The sequence below is a fragment of the Selenomonas sp. CM52 genome, from assembly GCF_000292955.1.
Lineage (GTDB): Bacteria > Bacillota > Negativicutes > Selenomonadales > Selenomonadaceae > Selenomonas.
Window position 1 is genome coordinate 30,862 of record NZ_ALNM01000024.1, and the last position, 16,186, is coordinate 47,047.

14 protein-coding genes are annotated in these 16,186 nt (G+C 57.4%); 1 reads left to right on the top strand and 13 read right to left on the bottom strand.

The features are described from left to right. Window positions 1-24 precede the first annotated feature (24 nt). Window positions 25-1,311: a hexokinase gene (locus tag HMPREF1153_RS05750; protein ID WP_009646000.1), complete on the top strand. Its 1,287-nt coding sequence runs from the start codon at window positions 25-27 to the stop codon at window positions 1,309-1,311. Window positions 1,312-1,443: 132 nt separating this feature from the next. On the opposite strand, the gene HMPREF1153_RS05755 is transcribed toward HMPREF1153_RS05750, so the two are convergent. The 13 genes from HMPREF1153_RS05755 to HMPREF1153_RS05815 form a co-directional block, all read right to left on the bottom strand. Beyond that, window positions 1,444-2,118, bottom strand: coding sequence for an RloB family protein (locus HMPREF1153_RS05755; RefSeq protein WP_009645995.1), 675 nt, complete (start codon window positions 2,116-2,118; stop codon window positions 1,444-1,446). A 1-nt stretch (window position 2,119) separates the two neighbouring features. Beyond that, window positions 2,120-3,388, bottom strand: coding sequence for an AAA family ATPase (locus HMPREF1153_RS05760; RefSeq protein WP_009645992.1), 1,269 nt, complete (start codon window positions 3,386-3,388; stop codon window positions 2,120-2,122). Window positions 3,389-3,584: 196 nt separating this feature from the next. Further along, window positions 3,585-5,009 (bottom strand): [FeFe] hydrogenase H-cluster radical SAM maturase HydG, encoded by a 1,425-nt coding sequence (hydG, locus tag HMPREF1153_RS05765; protein WP_009645986.1) that lies wholly within the window; start codon window positions 5,007-5,009, stop codon window positions 3,585-3,587. Between the two features lie 20 nt (window positions 5,010-5,029). Next, a complete protein-coding gene (locus HMPREF1153_RS05770) occupies window positions 5,030-6,169 on the bottom strand; it encodes a D-alanyl-D-alanine carboxypeptidase family protein (protein WP_009645997.1) in 1,140 nt (379 codons plus the stop codon). A gap of 45 nt (window positions 6,170-6,214) precedes the next feature. After that, on the bottom strand, window positions 6,215-6,715 hold the full coding sequence (ilvN, locus tag HMPREF1153_RS05775; RefSeq protein WP_037367896.1) for an acetolactate synthase small subunit: 501 nt from the start codon (window positions 6,713-6,715) through the stop codon (window positions 6,215-6,217). Between the two features lie 62 nt (window positions 6,716-6,777). Next, window positions 6,778-9,261 carry a sulfatase-like hydrolase/transferase gene (locus HMPREF1153_RS05780; protein ID WP_009646009.1) on the bottom strand — a complete coding sequence of 828 codons (2,484 nt, stop codon included), beginning with the start codon at window positions 9,259-9,261 and terminating at the stop codon, window positions 6,778-6,780. 13 nt (window positions 9,262-9,274) lie between these two features. Then, window positions 9,275-10,957 carry a biosynthetic-type acetolactate synthase large subunit gene (ilvB, locus tag HMPREF1153_RS05785; RefSeq protein ID WP_037370020.1) on the bottom strand — a complete coding sequence of 561 codons (1,683 nt, stop codon included), beginning with the start codon at window positions 10,955-10,957 and terminating at the stop codon, window positions 9,275-9,277. Between the two features lie 16 nt (window positions 10,958-10,973). Then, a complete protein-coding gene (gene hydE / locus HMPREF1153_RS05790) occupies window positions 10,974-12,014 on the bottom strand; it encodes a [FeFe] hydrogenase H-cluster radical SAM maturase HydE (protein ID WP_009646005.1) in 1,041 nt (346 codons plus the stop codon). Continuing rightward, window positions 11,995-12,642, bottom strand: a complete 648-nt coding sequence (locus HMPREF1153_RS05795; protein WP_009645978.1) for a hypothetical protein — start codon at window positions 12,640-12,642, stop codon at window positions 11,995-11,997. Before HMPREF1153_RS05795 ends, hydE begins: the two co-directional genes overlap by 20 nt. Window positions 12,643-12,742: 100 nt before the next feature. Further along, window positions 12,743-13,678, bottom strand: coding sequence for a homoserine O-acetyltransferase MetA (gene metA, locus HMPREF1153_RS05800; RefSeq protein WP_009645985.1), 936 nt, complete (start codon window positions 13,676-13,678; stop codon window positions 12,743-12,745). Between the two features lie 163 nt (window positions 13,679-13,841). After that, entirely contained in the window at window positions 13,842-14,021 is a 180-nt protein-coding gene (locus HMPREF1153_RS05805; RefSeq protein WP_006193596.1) for a hypothetical protein, read from the bottom strand. Between the two features lie 4 nt (window positions 14,022-14,025). Then, a complete protein-coding gene (locus HMPREF1153_RS13030; protein ID WP_232208215.1) occupies window positions 14,026-14,397 on the bottom strand; it encodes a DUF6883 domain-containing protein in 372 nt (123 codons plus the stop codon). 10 nt (window positions 14,398-14,407) lie between these two features. Beyond that, window positions 14,408-16,186: O-linked N-acetylglucosamine transferase, SPINDLY family protein (locus tag HMPREF1153_RS05815; RefSeq protein ID WP_009645982.1), on the bottom strand; the 1,779-nt coding region annotated here is incomplete at its 5' end.

The window sequence follows — 16,186 nt, forward strand, 5'->3', positions numbered from 1 at the left end:
CCTCATTTTAAAGGAGGAGCAGCCATGACCATGGACAAGAAGAAATACGACGAGGTGCTCGCCGCCTTCAGCATCAGTGACGACGAGCTTCAGAAGATTTCCGCCGACTTCGAGGCGGAAATGCAGGCGGGACTTGAGGGCGAAGATTCCACGCTGCGCATGCTGCGCTCCTACGTCGCCCTGCCGACAGGCAAGGAAATCGGCGATTTCCTCGCGCTTGATTTCGGCGGCACGAACGTACGCGCCCTGCACATCCTGCTGCACGGAGGCGGCAGGTACCAGCTCATCAAGAAGGCGGCGAAGCCCCTGACCGAGCCGGGCGTCTACGACTACGTATCGGAAAGCGCCACCGCCGAGGAGATGTTCGACTTCCTCGCCGAACTCATCGACGAAGCCATCGAGAGCAACCGCTCGACGACGTACCTGCTCGGTCACACCTTCTCCTTCCCGTCGGTACAGACCGACCTCTACAATGCCAAGCTCATCACTTGGACGAAGGAGTTCGCGACGCAGGGCGTCGAGGGCAAGGTCGTCAACGACCTTCTGAAAGAAGCCCTCGCACGGCGCGGCGCACGAAACGTCATCCCCGTCGCCGTCATCAACGACACCGTCGCCACGCTCCTCGCCGCCGCCTACAAGAAGCCAAACGCCTACATCGGCTCAATCTACGCCACAGGGCAGAACACCTGCTACTTCGAGGAATTCACGGACAGCTCCGAGACGCCCACCGTCATCAACATGGAGTCGGGCGGCTTCGGCAAGCTGCGCCCGACGAAGTATGACAGGCACATCGACGAAACCTCCGAAAAGCCCGGCGCACAGCACCTCGAAAAGATGGTATCGGGACGCTACCTCGGCGAAATCTACGGCGAGGCGCTCGCCGACATCCTCGGCAAGGCAGCTCCTTTCTCCTTCACGAGCATCGACCTTTCCACGATCGTCGCCGACGCCTACCTCGACCGTCACGAAGCCGCTGCCATCCTCGAAGAAAAGACGGGCGAGAAATTCAACGCGCTTGAGCTGAACCTGCTGCAAGATCTCGCGGGCATCATCATCGCACGCTCCGCCCGCCTCGTCGCCGCGACCTTCGCAGGCATCGTGCGCCATCGCGCACATGGGGCGGCGATCAAGGAACAGCACATCGCCATCGACGGCTCCGTCTACGAGAAGATGCCCCTCGTCGCCGAAAATCTCAAGAAGGCGCTCGCCGACCTCCTCGGCGACGAAGCAGAAAAGATCCACATCGTCCTTGAAAACACCGGCTCCGCCCTCGGCGCCGCCCTCGCCGCCGCCATGACGGTGGAAGGATAACGAGTTCGGACGATGTATACAAAGAAAATCCTGCTGGCATATACCATGCCAACAGGATTTTCTTTATCCTTCATTAAAGGCGGCGCACAATGTCCACGAATTGGACGTTTGTGGTGTAGTTTCTTAAACAAGTCATTCCATATCCGGTGATAGATCAGTGGCGTCTCTTCCGGTGCCTCGAATCTCGCCGACCAGTTGATGCACCGCGGTCGCCGGGCACATTTCAGAAGGCTTCTCCTTTCCCTCTCTTGCATGCTGTTCCAATCTTTGTTTCGCCAGCCTCAATGCACCTTCTTCATCACCATTTCCATAGACTTTTTCGTACAGATTCTCATCAGCTTTCTTATACTTTTGCCCCGTTTCTCTTTCATAAATGTGTCCAAATTCACTGCAGCATTTTTGCGATTCCAGCAAAGTCGGCATATTCCCGAAGTAAGCGAACAACCAGATTTCAAAGCACGGGTTTGACCAAGCGACATTTATATCGCTGCGTTCCGCCTCAGTAATGATTTCATCGAATCTCGGCACCTGATCTCTATCAAAGACAATCCAAAGCATACGATGCTGTGCTTCGTATGCTGCAAGCTCCCTGCATTTTTCGAGCATTTTATCAGTTTTTACATTATATACTTTGATACAAAGCTTTTCCTGCGCATCTAGCGGCAAATTACGGCGCAATCCTTCGAAATAATGGCGCTCCGTCGCCTCCGTATCCGTAACGATGAGATAATATTTCATCTCAGACTTCTTAAGCGCCCCTCTTTTTCCGCGCTTCTCACGCTTCGGCATCCGATCTTTTCGCGCCATTTCAAACCTCCTCAAGAACATTCATGTCTCTCAAGGCAGGAATGGCTCCGTACTTACCAAGCAAATAATTCTTCTCATAACTCACATCCTTGCGAATGCGCGCCCCATCTTCATCGGCAATATCCGCCAAAGAATACAGCGTAGAGACTCCGCGCGCATCCTTCTCCGTAAACCAGATTTCGTCACGGCGAAGCAGTCGATTGGACAGCTGCCATGTATCATGCGTCGTAAAAATAAGCTGCGCATTATGAACATTGATTTTCGGATTCAGAAACAGCAAAAGAAAATTACGTACAAGCAGAGGATGCAGACGCGCATTGAGTTCATCTATGACGAAAACGCTGCCATGAGCAAGCACAGACTGCAGTTCAGGGTATAGGGCAAACATCTTCAAAGTTCCTGCCGATTCCCATCCAAGAGGAATCGCCGCTATATCGTCACAGTCAAATTTTTTATGAAGCGCATCGATCCTATAACGCTCTCCCTGCACCGTTTCATCAGGAGGCAGTTTTTCCACTCGAAAATCTTTGATGCTGCTGTCAAAGCTTGCAAAATAAGCAACCACTCTCTGCTGTACAGCCTTGTCTTCAATAAATCCGTTCGGCACTCTTTGCGAAAGGCGAGCATTCACTCTTGGATTTCCGAAATTAGAAAATTCATTTACCAAAAACCAATCCCTAACCATCTTACATACCTCAACTTTGAGCTTTGCACCAAGAGAAACGATAAGGGTGCGTGAATCCAGAGCCGCTCTGACATTCTCCCTGCCGCTTTTCGTCAAACCGGATAAGTCCAGATCCTTTTCTCCCTCTTTTTCATTACGATAGAATACAGGATTGTATTTTCTGGCCGTCTTCGCCTTTGTATTGAGCCACTCTTCCGTGACGCCATCATGATTTACACAAAATCCGTAATGATACATCTTTTCCCTGGAATCTTCGGGGAGCATAAAATAGACTTCAAATAAGGATTCCTCATCTGCTGACGTCGAATCAAACAAAAAAGGAATTGGCCTGTATTGCACAAATCTCTCTCTCTCGTCTCCATAGTTGAACGAATCCATCACATACACAGACATATAGAGCAAAGCCTCATAAACATTGGACTTGCCGCTGGCATTTGCTCCGTATATAGCCGCAGTCCTCAGAAGGCGTTCTCCACCGATCGACACGACCCGCTCGGAGAATTCCGTCATCTTGGCAGCAGACAAATCCAACACCGCCTCGTCACGAAACGACTTGAAATTTTTGAACCTGAATTGCACCAACATGATAATCCCCCATTTCCTAAAACCAATTATACACTTTCCTGAAAAAATCACAAGTCTAATGTGGAATTTCCTCATTTCAACTGTGGTTTTTGTCAATTCAGATGAATCTTCATCATTCGATCAATTCAAGAAAAAAGCGCTGCTGCATGGAACAAACACATTCCATGCAGCAGCGCCTTTTTCTTCCCTTCACCCCTCAAAAGCGGAAGTCCCTCATGCCGTCGCCGAGTTCCTTAAGGTAGAGCGCCGCCTTCTTCTTGACGGCGGGGTTCGGGATGTCCTGCCACTGCTCCTGTATGACGCGCTCGCCCTTTTCCTGCGTCGTCTTCTTCGCGTAGTCCTCCAAGTATTCCTTCAAGGTCATCAGAGCGTTCGGCAGACAGCAGTTCTTGATCTGCCCGCTCTTACACAGGCTCATGAAGCGGTCGCCCGTGCGTCCCGCGCGGTAGCACGCGGTGCAGAAGCTCGGCACATAGCCGAGGTCTAAGAGCCATTCGATGACTTCATCCAGCGTGCGCGTGTCGTTGACGTCGAACTGCGCCGAATTTTCCTCGGGACTCTCCCTCTTCTCGTAGCCGCCGACGCTCGTCGAGGATGCTCCCGAAATCTGCGAGATGCCGAGATCGAGGACGCGCCTGCGGCTCTCCTCGGATTCTCTCGTCGAGACGATCATGCCCGTATAGGGCACGGCGATGCGGATGACAGCGACGATCTTTGCGAAGGTATCGTCGTCGATGGCATTGGAGAACGCGCCCGGATCGATGTCGTCCGCCGGCCGGATGCGCGGCACGCTGATTGTATGCGGGCCGACGCCGAAACGCGCTTCCAAGTGCTCGGCGTGCATCAGCAGGCCGACAAAGTCGTAGCGGTACATATTGAGACCGAAGAGCACGCCGCAGCCCACGTCGTCGATACCGCCCTCCATCGCGCGGTCCATCGCCTCCGTGTGCCATGCGTAGTCGTGCTTCGGGCCTGTCGGATGGAGCTTTTCGTAGTTTTCCTTGTGGTACGTCTCCTGAAAAAGGATGTAAGTGCCGATACCCGCTTCCTTGAGCTTTCGGTAGTCTTCGACCGTCGTCGCCGCGATGTTGACATTCACGCGGCGGATCGCGCCGTTCTTATGCTTGATCGAGTAAATCGTCTTGATGCTTTCCAGAACGTATTCTAAAGGATTATGCAGCGGGTCTTCTCCCGTCTCCAGCGCAAGCCTCTTGTGTCCCATATCCTGCAGTGCGATGACCTCACGGCGAATCTCGTCCTGTGTGAGCTTCTTGCGATGGATATGCTTGTTCTTCGCATGGTAGGGACAGTAGACGCAGCCGTTCACGCAATAATTCGACAAATAGAGCGGTGCAAAGAGCACGATGCGCTTGCCGTAAAGCTCCTCCTTGATCTCCTTGGCGAGCGCGAGCATCCGCTCGACGAGATCAGGCGCGTCGACGGCGAGCAACAGTGCCGCCTCGCGGTGCGTGAGTCCTTTGCAATCGCGGGCACGCGTCAAAAGTGTCTCTACGAGTGCGCGATTGTCTTTATTATCCTCCGCCCAAGCGAGCGAGGCGAGGATTTCCTCATGGTTGATGAACTCCTCGGCGCGTGCGGACTTCGGATCGTACTTTGTCATGCTTATGCCCCCTCACATCCTCAAGCGCTTTCCCGCTTCCTGCCCTCTGCCAAGGCGCTGAAGCCGTAGTCGAGGAGCGCGGCGGCCTCCGATGCACGCGTATCCTCGTCATTCGAGTGCATGACGACAGCGATCAGCTCCGTATCGCCGCGCATGGCGGATGCTGCGAGGCAGCCCCCTGCCGCACGCGTCCAACCCGTCTTGAGTCCCGTGCAGCCCGGATAGGAGTAGAGCAGCGCATTCGTGTTCTCGCAGTACGTCTTGTAGCCTGCGGGCTGCAGGTAGTAGATCGTGCTCGCCTTCGTGCCGACGATCTTGCGGAACTCAGGATTTCGGAGGCCATAGGCGGCAATGAGGGCGATGTCATGCGCCGTCGAATAATGGTCCGCATCGGGCATGCCGTTCGGGTTGACGAAATGCGTATGGAAAGCGCCGATCTCCCGCGCCTTCCGATTCATCATCGCCGCGAACTGCGCTTCCGAGCCGCCGAGCGTCTCGGCGATAGCGAGCGCCGCGCCGTTGTCGGAAATCAGCATCATCTGGCGCGTGAGATCTCGAAGCCGCGCCTGCTCGCCGGGGCGCACGCGCGTCGTCTCGACATCGGCGGCAAACGGCGTGATCGTCACGGCGAGGTCGGCTCTGCCGCTCTCGACCGAAAGGATGCACGTCATCATCTTCGTCATGCTCGCGGGGTACTCGCGCTTGTCGCCGTTCTTCTCGTAGAGCACCTCGCCCGTACGCGCGTTCATGAGAATCGCCGCGTCCGCCGTCATCGAGCGCACGGAAGCGGGCGGCTCGGCGAGTGTTGCAGGCGGCACAGGCGGCGCAAGGGAAGCGGCAGGGGCGGCGCCGGGCACAGCGGCTTCAACTGTCGCTGGCTCGACGTTCGGCACATTCTCCCGCGACGGCTTTCCGAAGGCAATCGTGCGCCGCGCTGAGCCAGCATGCTGCGGCTCAGTATGCACCTCGGTCTGTCCGACGTCGTGCGCACGCTCGCCGACCGCGACGGGCGCGTGCGCAGCAAGCGCGGGCACGCCCCCCAACAGCGCATACGAAAGCGCGAGCGCCGCCGCAGCCGTGCGCAAAGCGCGACGAGCAAAACGGTGCACGCCGCCCGGCTTGAAACCACGAAAAGAGAAGAAATCCTTACATCCCAACAAAAGAATTGCCCCCTTACAGAAACGCGGATAAATCCTGCGTCCCCCTTACATCTCCTTGACCGGCACGGGACCGCGCGACAGCGCGATGGCGCCCGTGCGTGCGATCTCGATGATGCCGTACTCCGAAAGCACTTCGGACAGAGCGTCGATCTTGTCGCCTTCGCCCGTCAGCTCAATGACGACATTCTCCTTGCTCACGTCGACGATGCGCGCGCGGAAGATGTTGACGACGTTGATGATGTCAGCGCGCGTCTCCTTCGTCGCCCGCACCTTGATGAGCACGAGTTCGCGCTTGATCGAGTCCACCTCGCTGAGGTTAACGATCTTGATGACGTCGATGAGCTTCGCGAGCTGCGTCGTGACCTGCGCGAGTTCGCGCTCATCCTCAACCGACACGACGATGTTGATGCGCGTCACGTCCGGCTCTTCCGTATAGCCTGCCGAAATGCTCTCGATGTTGAACGCGCGGCGGCTGATCAGCCCCGATATATGCGTAAGGACGCCCGGCTTGTTGTCGAGGAGCGCCGCAAGGAAAAATTTCTGCATCATGTTTGATTCAACCGCCCTTCCCGCCGCCTGGAGGAATCTCAGGCGACACTCTCATCATATCACACATGGGCGAACGATGCCACATGCTGCCACGCAATCGCGAGGAACTTGTCGCGCAAGGCATCGCTCCAAATCTCTCGATGCCCCTCTCGCTCATACAGACGCCATACATAGGCGCTCATGTCGATCGTACCGTCCATGCGCGTAAACTCCTTCGTTTCCAAACGAAACTCATGTTCCTTCGTGCGGATTGCAAGTTTGTACGTCTGCCCCGGGAAGATGGAATTCGAGATCACATATTTGCGCGCCCGGCCGCCAAACGCGGCGGGCAGGTTCGCATCGAGCGTCTCATCCATGGGCAGTCCAGCCTCGTGCATAACGACGGCATGAAGATCGAGTAGGCTCACGAGCTCATCCGTCATGCCGAGGGCAGGAACGCCCGCACCGCGCATCATGAACGCCGTGCCGCAGCGCTCGTCGCTGAAGAAGAACGGGTCTTCGCTGTGAATAGAAACTCCATGGTCGGAATAGGCGTTGATGATGTACTCATCCTCCCCGTAGTGATCCTCGATATAGCGGAAAAGCTCACCGAGCGCCCGATCCATGCGCTCGATGGCAGCCATGTTGTCATACACATTGCGCAGTTTTCCATTGAGATCAAATGCCCTTTCCCTAGGCGCGCCCTCGTAGACACGTTCCTGCCAAGGAAGCTTCGCCTGCGTTTTCGGCTGGGGCGGAATGGCATAGGAAACGACCGGATGCGAGTCCGACACATGCAGGAATACATAATTGTCGCATTCATCAAAAGCGTCAAGATGATCGATCGTCCGCTTGACGCCCTCGTACGCCGGAAACGTGACGTACGGAGCTGCGACGATGCGGTCATAACCGCGTTTAAGCCCATTGTCTATGCCTGTGGCATCTCCCATGATTTGCACGCAATGGTAGCCAAGCGCCTTCATGCGCTCGGAAAGCACCTTGTTTTCGGCAGGGATTTCCATCCACACATCCCCATGGAAAACCTGGCTTCTATGCATATGCATTCCCGTTTCCATCGTACTGAGAGAAGCAAATGTGTACTCAGCGACGGAAAAAGCCTGATCAAAGATCACGCCTTTGGAAAAAAAGCGCATGAGATTCGGCATGGCGTGGAATCCATCGCGGCGCATCGCCGTCCAAGACAAGCCGTCGAGCAGAAGATTCAAAATGAGGCGCTTGCGCTTGGGACTGTGCACGAGCCGCACAGGTTCCGTCGCGACGAAAGATCCTTCCGAAGCGATGAGGCGCGTGTCTCTCTCCATGCGCAAAAGGCCGAATTCCCCGATCCCCGTATAGAAATCTCCGCGCTTCTGCCCATCATCGAGCGTGATGGCAGTCTTCATCTGAGATTTGAACGGTGCAATGGTGGCGGCGACAAGAACGGGCACATCAGGTGATACATGAACGGTCAACGAAGTCGCAGTCATCGCCTTGCGCAGGTCGAAGGTGATATTCGAGTAAAGCTCCATATCTTCTTCACCCGAATACTCCAGATGAGCCAAACGCACAGCACGCATATTGAAAAAGATATCGGTATTGTAGATGCCGCACCACAGCCTTCTCCCTCTCTTTTCCGGTGAAAGGAGAAACCTACCGAACAACGTGTGCCGATGCGCCTCCACCCCTCCCTGCGAAAGCAGCTCAACTTCCTCGTAAAAGGGCGTCTGAAAGACCGTCAGCCTTCCCATCAGAAAAGCATGCCGCACAGCCGCGACCTCAAGACGAAGAGCCGTCCCCCGCAATTCCCCCGTATGCTTGTGACAAAGTCCCTTGAAGCGTGCAGCAAGCTCCTCCTCGCCCTGTGCATCATAAATATCGACAAGCAGCTGCCACAATCCCACATGAACGGAACGAAGCGCATACGCACGCTCCGCCAAGGCACGCGCCCCGGGCAGATCGCCTGCGGCAAAGCGAAAAACCGCCTCGAGGAAAAGAGGTTCCGCTTCATCCCGGCTCAAAGCGGCAAATTCCGCCAATGCCGCTTTCGCCCCAGGAGGAAAGGAGCACTGCTCAAGCCACGAGAAAAGCTGCCGCCTAAGAGCATTCGTGCGCTGCTCGCGCAGAGCGTCCGCCATGAGCACAAGAAGCTCGGCCTCCGGCGCATCAAGCAGCATTTTCTGTATGGCATCCAAAAGGCGCGTACCGCCTTCATGAAGCAAGAAGCACTTTCCTTCATTCAAGAAAAATACGGAAGCATCCGCATCGATGGGGAACAAGCGGCATGGCAGTTCCTCATACGAGGGAAACTCCTGCGGAGATGACACCACTTCCGACAATCTCACCGCCCTGTCGAAAAGCGCTGCGCGTGCCCTTTCATAGTTCACGCGCATAGCATCGGCATTCGGCACATAGAGCAGATCATGCAGCAGAGAAAAAAGGGCCTCATCGGGCGCACGGTTGTACGCTTCCATGAGCGCCAGAACCGCTATCCGAAATGCTTCTGCCTTTCCCGCAGCAGCCGCCTCCTGCAGCTGACCGATCAGCCGCAGCTCCTCCTCATTCATCCCAGTGTCTCCCTTACTCGCTCTCCAAAACCATCTCATCGAGACTCTTGCCGCCCGGCACCATCGGCAGGACGTCGACGTTGCCCGGTACTATGACGTCGATGAGCATCGGCGCATCGCTTGTCAAGGCCGCTGCCAGATCCGCCTTGAGACTTGCCGGATCTTGGAGGCGGCAAGCCCCCACACCCATCGCCTCGGCGAGCTTTACGAAGTCCGTGCTGCCCGGCAGGAGCGTCTGGGAGTAATGCTTGTCATAGAACATGCGCTGCCACTGCGTGACCATGCCGAGCACGCGGTTGTGTACGATGATGATCTTCACGGCAACGCCGTTCGCCGCCGCCGTCGCCATCTCCTGACAGTTCATCATGATGCTGCCGTCGCCCGTGAAGAGGATGACCTGTTGTCCGGGTCGCGCGACCTTCGCGCCGATGGCGGCGGGCAGACCGTAGCCCATCGTGCCGAGACCGCCCGACGTCAGGAAGCGGCGCGGCTCCTTCGCATCGTAGTACTGTGCCGCCCACATCTGATGCTGTCCGACGTCGGTCACGATGATCGCATCGTCAGCGGCAAGCTCGCTGACCGTCTCAATGAGCTGCTGCGGCATGACGCAGCCTTCCTTCTTCTTGTAGGAAAGCGGCTGCTCATTGTTCATCTCGACCGTGTAGCGACTCCACCCGGAAAAGCGTGCGCGCAGATCGCCGAGCGCGGCCAGCTTCTCCTTGAGGAGCGGCAGCGACCAGCGCAGGTCGCCGAGCACGCGGCAGTCAGCGACGACATTCTTGTTCACCTCGACAGGATCGACCTCGAAGTGCACGATCTTTGCGCGCGGTGCAAATCCTGCAACACGGCTCGTCACGCGGTCATCGAAACGCATGCCGACGGCGATGAGCAGATCGCACTCCTGAATTGCCATGTTCGCCGCATATGTGCCGTGCATGCCCGCCATGCCGAGGAAGTTTTCGCGTGCGGCCGGCACGCAGCCGATGCCCATGAGCGTCGTCACCGACGGAATTCCCGTGAGATCTAGAATCTCGCGCACATTCTCGGCCGTGTTCGAGAGTGTCACGCCGCCGCCGAGGATGAGAAGCGGCCGCTTCGCCTCGGCGATTGCCGCCGCCGCCGCCTCGACCTCCGCCATCTCGCCCGTGAAGTCTGCCGTATAGCCCTTCAATTGCACCTTCTCGGGATAGACATAATCTATCTCCTGCGTGAAGACATCCTTGGCGATGTCGACCGTGACCGGCCCTGGACGCCCCGTGCGCGCGATGAAAAATGCTTCCTTCAGCACCTGCGGCAAATCCTGCGCCGCTTTCACGAGGTAGTTGTGCTTCGTGATCGGCGTCGTGATGCCGCAGATGTCCGCCTCCTGGAAGGAATCCTTGCCGATGTAAGGATTGCCGACCTGCCCCGTGATACAGACGAGCGGGACAGAATCCATATACGCCGTCGCGATGCCCGTCACGAGGTTCGTACCGCCGGGGCCGGACGTCGCCAGGCACACGCCGACCTCGCCCGTCGCACGCGCATAGCCGTCCGCCGCATGAGCCGCTCCCTGCTCGTGACGCACGAGGATATGGGGAAACTTCTCCGTGTAAATCGCATCGTAGAGGTCAAGCACCGCGCCGCCCGGATAGCCGAAAACAACGCGCACGCCCTCCTTGCGCAGGCTTTCCAAAACCGCCTGCGCCCCATTCATCTTCAAAGCAAACACCTCACAAATCTATACTTCTCCTGCGCCGAAAACCCGCATCCTCGGCGACGAAGCGGCCGATGGCCGAAAGCTGTGCGCCCAAGCACGCGCGGCAATGCTCGGGCGTATCCTTGACGCACGCCTTGCCCGGATAGAGCGCATACTTGCGGCGAAAATCTCCCTCCGTCACATTCGGCATGACGACGTTCGCACCCGAGCGCAGGATGAGCGAACGTGCGCCGCGCTCCAAGGTTTCCATAGCCGTCGTCGCCGGAATGTTCGCCTCGGGCAGGAGCAGCCGCAAGAGTGAAACCATGCGCCGCGTCAAGTGAATGTCGCCCGCCGCCGCCTCGCCGAGCGGCGTATCGCCGTTCGGTATGAAGGGGCCGATGCCCACCATGTCCGCATCGAGCTCCTGGAAAAAGAGAATATCGCGAGCCAGAGACTCGACTGACTGCCCAGGCAGTCCCACGAGCGAACCCGTGCCGACCTCGTAGCCGAGCGCACGCAGAGAGGCGAGACATGCGCGGCGCGCCTCCCAGCTCATGCCTGGATCGAACCTTTCGTAAAGCTCGCGATCCGTCGTCTCGATACGAAGCAAAAAACGGCTTGCCCCCGCTTCCTTGAGCGCACGATACTCCTCTTCTGTGCGCTCGCCGATGGAAAGCGTGATGACAAGCCCCAAAGCCCGTATTTCGCGCAGGATCGGGGCGAGCCGCTCGACATGCCAATAGCCGTCCTCGCCCCCCTGCAGCACAACCGTCCGATAGCCATAGCCGCGTGCATTTCGTGCCAGACGCACGATCTCCCGCGGGCGCAGACGATAGCGCTCCGCCCTTTCATTTTCGCGCCGCAGACCGCAGTAAAAGCAGCTGCGTCGGCAGATATTCGTAAACTCGATGAGTCCGCGAAGATGCACGCCGTCGCCCACATACTTTCGCCGCACGCGGTCGGCAGCGGCAGCAAGAGGCTCTTCTGCAGCAGAAGACGTCAAAAGCTCGGCAAGCTCCTCCTCGCACAAGCTATGCTCATTCTCCGCCTTTTCAATCAGCCTCTGTCCCATGGTCTCTCGAATCCGTCTCCTTTGCTGCGCCAGCAGATTCGTCCACCCATACCGTCGTCAGATCCTCGCGCTCATGCTCTTCGAGCCGTTTCAGATCGTCCGACGTCAGCGTCTTCTTCGTCTGCGCAGCAATCTCCATGCGATGCCCACGCTCGTAAGCCAAGATCGCCTCAAGGAACTTGCGCTCCAAACTCTTCTCGGGCAGATCCTTTATGACCGTCACATTCTTCGGAAACGTCGTCGTAATGGACGACCATGTGCCGTCGAGGTCGTCGGCACGCTCCAGGGTCGAAGTTCCCGCAGCAAGGTCGATGCGCAAGTATTCCGCCTCTCCCACGAGGTTGTCATAGCCCGCGAGCGATTCGCCGCGCCAGCGCCTCTTAGCAACGACATCGGCAATCGCCACATCATCGTATGTCTGCAGCGTCGGCACGATAAGCACGCGCGGGTTCAGCACACCGCCCTCAAGAAGTTCATAGTGCATGACGCGCTTGTTGAAAAAGTAATTGGCACGCGCCGAGGACTGCACCCATTCGTAGATATTCGGCGACACATGAGGCGCCGCTTCTGCCGTCGCCGCGAGAAAAACGAGGGGAAGGGCGGCCGCCAGCCATCGTTTCATCTTCATCTTGTCTTTCCGTCACTCCTTCTCTGATGGAATCACAGATAAACTCAGTCATTCATCTTCATACATCTGAGCGACTTCATTCTATCAGCGCTTCCTAATCTCAATCATCCGACGCACGGTAAAGCCCGTCAAGCTCATACGGCGTCTCCTGGTACACATAATAGTTGAGCCAGTTCGCGAACAAGAGGTTCGCTACCGAGCGCCAGCGCACGACGGGCGTCCGCGTCGGATCGTCCTCCGGGTAGTAATTCTGCGGGATCTCAATCGGAAGCCCCGCCGCCACATCGCGGTCGTACTCCTGCTTCAAGGAAAGCGGATCGTACTCGGCATGACCCGTGATGAAGAACTGCCTCTTTTCGATATTGGCAATCGCATAGACGCCCGCGCGGCTCTCTGACTCCGCGAGGATCGTCAGCTCGGGCACGCGCTCGATGTCCGCCTTCTTTATCTCCGTATGGCGCGAATGCGGCACATAGAACTCATCGTCGAAACCACGGAAAAGGCGTTCGTGCTCGACGCAAAGGTGATGCTTGTAGACGCCGAAGACCTTCTGCCCCGTAGCCTGCTTGTCGATGCCGTAGTGGTAGTAGAGCCCCGCCTGTGCGCCCCAGCAAATATGGAACGACGAATAGCAGTGCTTCTTGCTCCACTCCATGATCTCGGCGACCTCGTCCCAGTAGGCGACCTGCTCGAAGGCCATCTGCTCGACGGGCGCGCCCGTGATGATGAAGCCGTCATACTTCCTGTGGCGCACCTCGGCAAACGTGCCGTAGAACTCCGCAAGATAGTCCTGCGACGTATGCTGCGGCACATACGACTCCGTATAGATGAAGTCGACCTCGACCTGCAGCGGCGTATTGCCCAAAAGGCGCAGGAGCTGCGTCTCCGTCACCGACTTGTTCGGCATGAGGTTCAGGATCAGAAGCCTAAGCGGTCGGATGTCCTGGCTGTAGGCACGCTCCGCATCCATGACGAAGATATTCTCGCTCTCCAGCACATGCGCCGCTGGCAGGCTGTTCGGTATTTTGATCGGCACGAAACCGCCTCGCTTTCCCCAAGCGGCCGAGCCGCCTCAATCGTGATTCAGTTTAGCATAGAACAGGGAAAGGTGTCAAATGAGAAGGGTGCAGGAAAAAGGAAAACCGCCTTGCGGCGGCTTAAATATTCGAGGAGTCGAATGTCATATTTTTGTGCTTCCTTTATGCTGCACTTTCTGAAATCATAGCTGCAATATCCTCATGCTGTATCGTATCGGTCTCGATTCTGCCATCCGAACGGTCTATATCGGCTTCATAGGCAACGCCAGCTTCATAAATCTCCACAATACTGGCTGTCTCACCGCTCTTAAGACGTACTCTGTCATACAATTTGATTTCCATAGTATCACCTCGTCACATAAATCGAAATCAATCGAACGACCTCTGTATCCTTATCTTGAATCCATGCAGTCATTACATTTGCAGTCTTTCCATTCTTGCCTGTCAGCGCCATCCGAATCTGAAACCGCTTGCCATACCCGTTGTCCGGCTTCTCTACCGCTGCGAAATCATTGATATGCAGAGAAACATTCCGCATCAATTCCTCTGCATCTTGTATCTGATACCCGAGGGCGGAATAGAACGCCTCCGCTTTATGCTTGTCTTTCGCCGGATTCAAGGCATACTGCGTGAGCTTCTCTTTTGGAAAGACCGCGATCCCATAACCCCGTATCTCTAAGGTCATTATACCACCTTCGAACATATTTTTCGACAGCATACAAAATTTTTTACTGCCCGTCCCGCATATCTCCTCCCATCCACCGACGCCATACTTTTTCGTACGCCGCCTCGACTTCCTGCACATATTGGCGAAAGTTCATCAGCGGTGAGGCGAGGAGCATGTCGCGCTGTTTTTCTCGGAGCATTTGGAGCGTTTCGGGCGAGCTGGCGAGGAGCTTTGCGATTTCCACGTACTGCGCTGCATCTTCGGCGATCAGCTCGGGAAGTCCTGCATTCTGCAGCAAGCTCGCGCCGAACCTCGCGCCGTGCGTCCCGCCCTTGAGCGTCACGACGGGCACGCCCATATAGAGCGCCTCGCACGTCGTCAAGCCGCCCGTATAGGGGGCGGTGTCGAGCGCGATGTCCATGTCGGCGTACTCGGCGAGGTAATCCGAAGAAAAGCCGCGAAGCTCGATACGCGACGCATCGAGGCCGAGCCGCTCGAAGCGTTCGACGGCGAGCGAGCGCCCCTCCTCGCTCCCAAAGGGCCTGCTCTTCAAGAGCAGCCGCGCGTCCGGCACATCTAGCAAGAGCTGCCACCATAGAAGCAGCATCGCGTCCGTGACCTTGCTGTAGTTGTTGAAGCAGCCGAAAGTGACATACCCGCGCGAAAGGCACGGCGGCGGCGCGACGTCCGGCATCGCGACGAACGGCAGGTAGCAGAAGTGACTGTGCTGCAGGGAGAGCGGACGCTCGCTCCGCTCTTCCCGCGTGCCCTGCGACGCGCCGTCCTCCACCGCGAGGCGGCACCTTTCGGCTGCCGCGTCTTCCGCTTCCTCCGCCGCATCCAGCACCCGATCCCCAAGCAAATAGTCGATCGTCGAAAGCCCCGTCGGCCCCATATAGCCTAACCCTGTAACCTGCACGGGCGCAGGCTTTCGCGCGAGGACGGCGAGGCAGTTGTCCTTCGTGTGCCCCGAGAGGTCGCAGAGGATGTCGATCTCGTCCGCCGCGACGAGCCGCGCCGCCTCCTCGGGCAAAAGCCCGAGGATATTCGTCCAGTGAACGCCCGGCTGCTGCGCCATCGTGCGCGACACAGCGTCCTCGCTGTTGTTCGCATAGCAGAAGACCTCGAAGCGCTCGCGGTCGAAAGCGCGAAGGAGCGGCAGCACGAAGAAGGCGACGGGGTGACGGCGCAGGTCGGGCGAGATATAGCCGATACGAAGCCGCGCATGCGCATGCCGCGCCCTCGTGTGTGCCATACGCTCGGCTGCGGAAAAGAATCCATCGAAGCCCTCGGCCAGCCCTGCAAAAGGCGCACGCTCCTCCACAGCGACATAGTTGAGCGCGAAGAGCGCATTGCTGTACTCCGCAATGGCCTGCGCTTCATCCGCTTCCATTCGGCTCGCGACGAGAAAGGCATGGACGCCCTCTGCAGCACTTCCCGCAAGCGTCAGCGCAGAACCCCTGAGGCTATAGCTTTCCGCAAGGAACTTTCGATAGTAGGCGGCGAGCGGGGCGGGCAGCTTCTCAGCAAGCCGCTCCTCCAAATACGAGATGAGCGCCGCGAGATGCTTAAGCTCCGTGCGCGTCCTGCCCTCGGCCTTCTCGATGTAAATCTCCTGCAGCGCCGCGCCCGGATGCGCGGGAGCGCTCTCGCGAATGCGGACGATTTCTGCACGCGCCGCCCCATGGTCGCCGAGCTGCACGAGAGACGCCGCCAACACATAGCGAAGCTCCACGAGATCATGAAAAGCCGCCGCCTCGATGGCAGAAGCCCCCGTCCAAGAGGCAAATGCAGGCGTGAGCAGCGCACGCACATCCGTATACCGCGCGGCGGCAAAAAG

What these genes read in the sequence shown, in the direction of transcription:
- HMPREF1153_RS05750 (WP_009646000.1), top strand. Translation starts at nt 25, where the DNA reads ATGACCATGGACAAGAAGAAATACGACGAGGTGCTCGCCGCCTTCAGC.
- HMPREF1153_RS05795 (WP_009645978.1), bottom strand. Translation starts at nt 12,642, where the DNA reads ATGAAGATGAAACGATGGCTGGCGGCCGCCCTTCCCCTCGTTTTTCTC.
- hydG (WP_009645986.1), bottom strand. Translation starts at nt 5,009, where the DNA reads ATGACAAAGTACGATCCGAAGTCCGCACGCGCCGAGGAGTTCATCAAC.
- HMPREF1153_RS05780 (WP_009646009.1), bottom strand. Translation starts at nt 9,261, where the DNA reads ATGAATGAGGAGGAGCTGCGGCTGATCGGTCAGCTGCAGGAGGCGGCT.
- hydE (WP_009646005.1), bottom strand. Translation starts at nt 12,014, where the DNA reads ATGGGACAGAGGCTGATTGAAAAGGCGGAGAATGAGCATAGCTTGTGC.
- HMPREF1153_RS05755 (WP_009645995.1), bottom strand. Translation starts at nt 2,118, where the DNA reads ATGGCGCGAAAAGATCGGATGCCGAAGCGTGAGAAGCGCGGAAAAAGA.
- HMPREF1153_RS05760 (WP_009645992.1), bottom strand. Translation starts at nt 3,388, where the DNA reads ATGTTGGTGCAATTCAGGTTCAAAAATTTCAAGTCGTTTCGTGACGAG.
- HMPREF1153_RS05805 (WP_006193596.1), bottom strand. Translation starts at nt 14,021, where the DNA reads ATGGAAATCAAATTGTATGACAGAGTACGTCTTAAGAGCGGTGAGACA.
- ilvN (WP_037367896.1), bottom strand. Translation starts at nt 6,715, where the DNA reads ATGCAGAAATTTTTCCTTGCGGCGCTCCTCGACAACAAGCCGGGCGTC.
- HMPREF1153_RS13030 (WP_232208215.1), bottom strand. Translation starts at nt 14,397, where the DNA reads ATGCTGTCGAAAAATATGTTCGAAGGTGGTATAATGACCTTAGAGATA.
- ilvB (WP_037370020.1), bottom strand. Translation starts at nt 10,957, where the DNA reads ATGAATGGGGCGCAGGCGGTTTTGGAAAGCCTGCGCAAGGAGGGCGTG.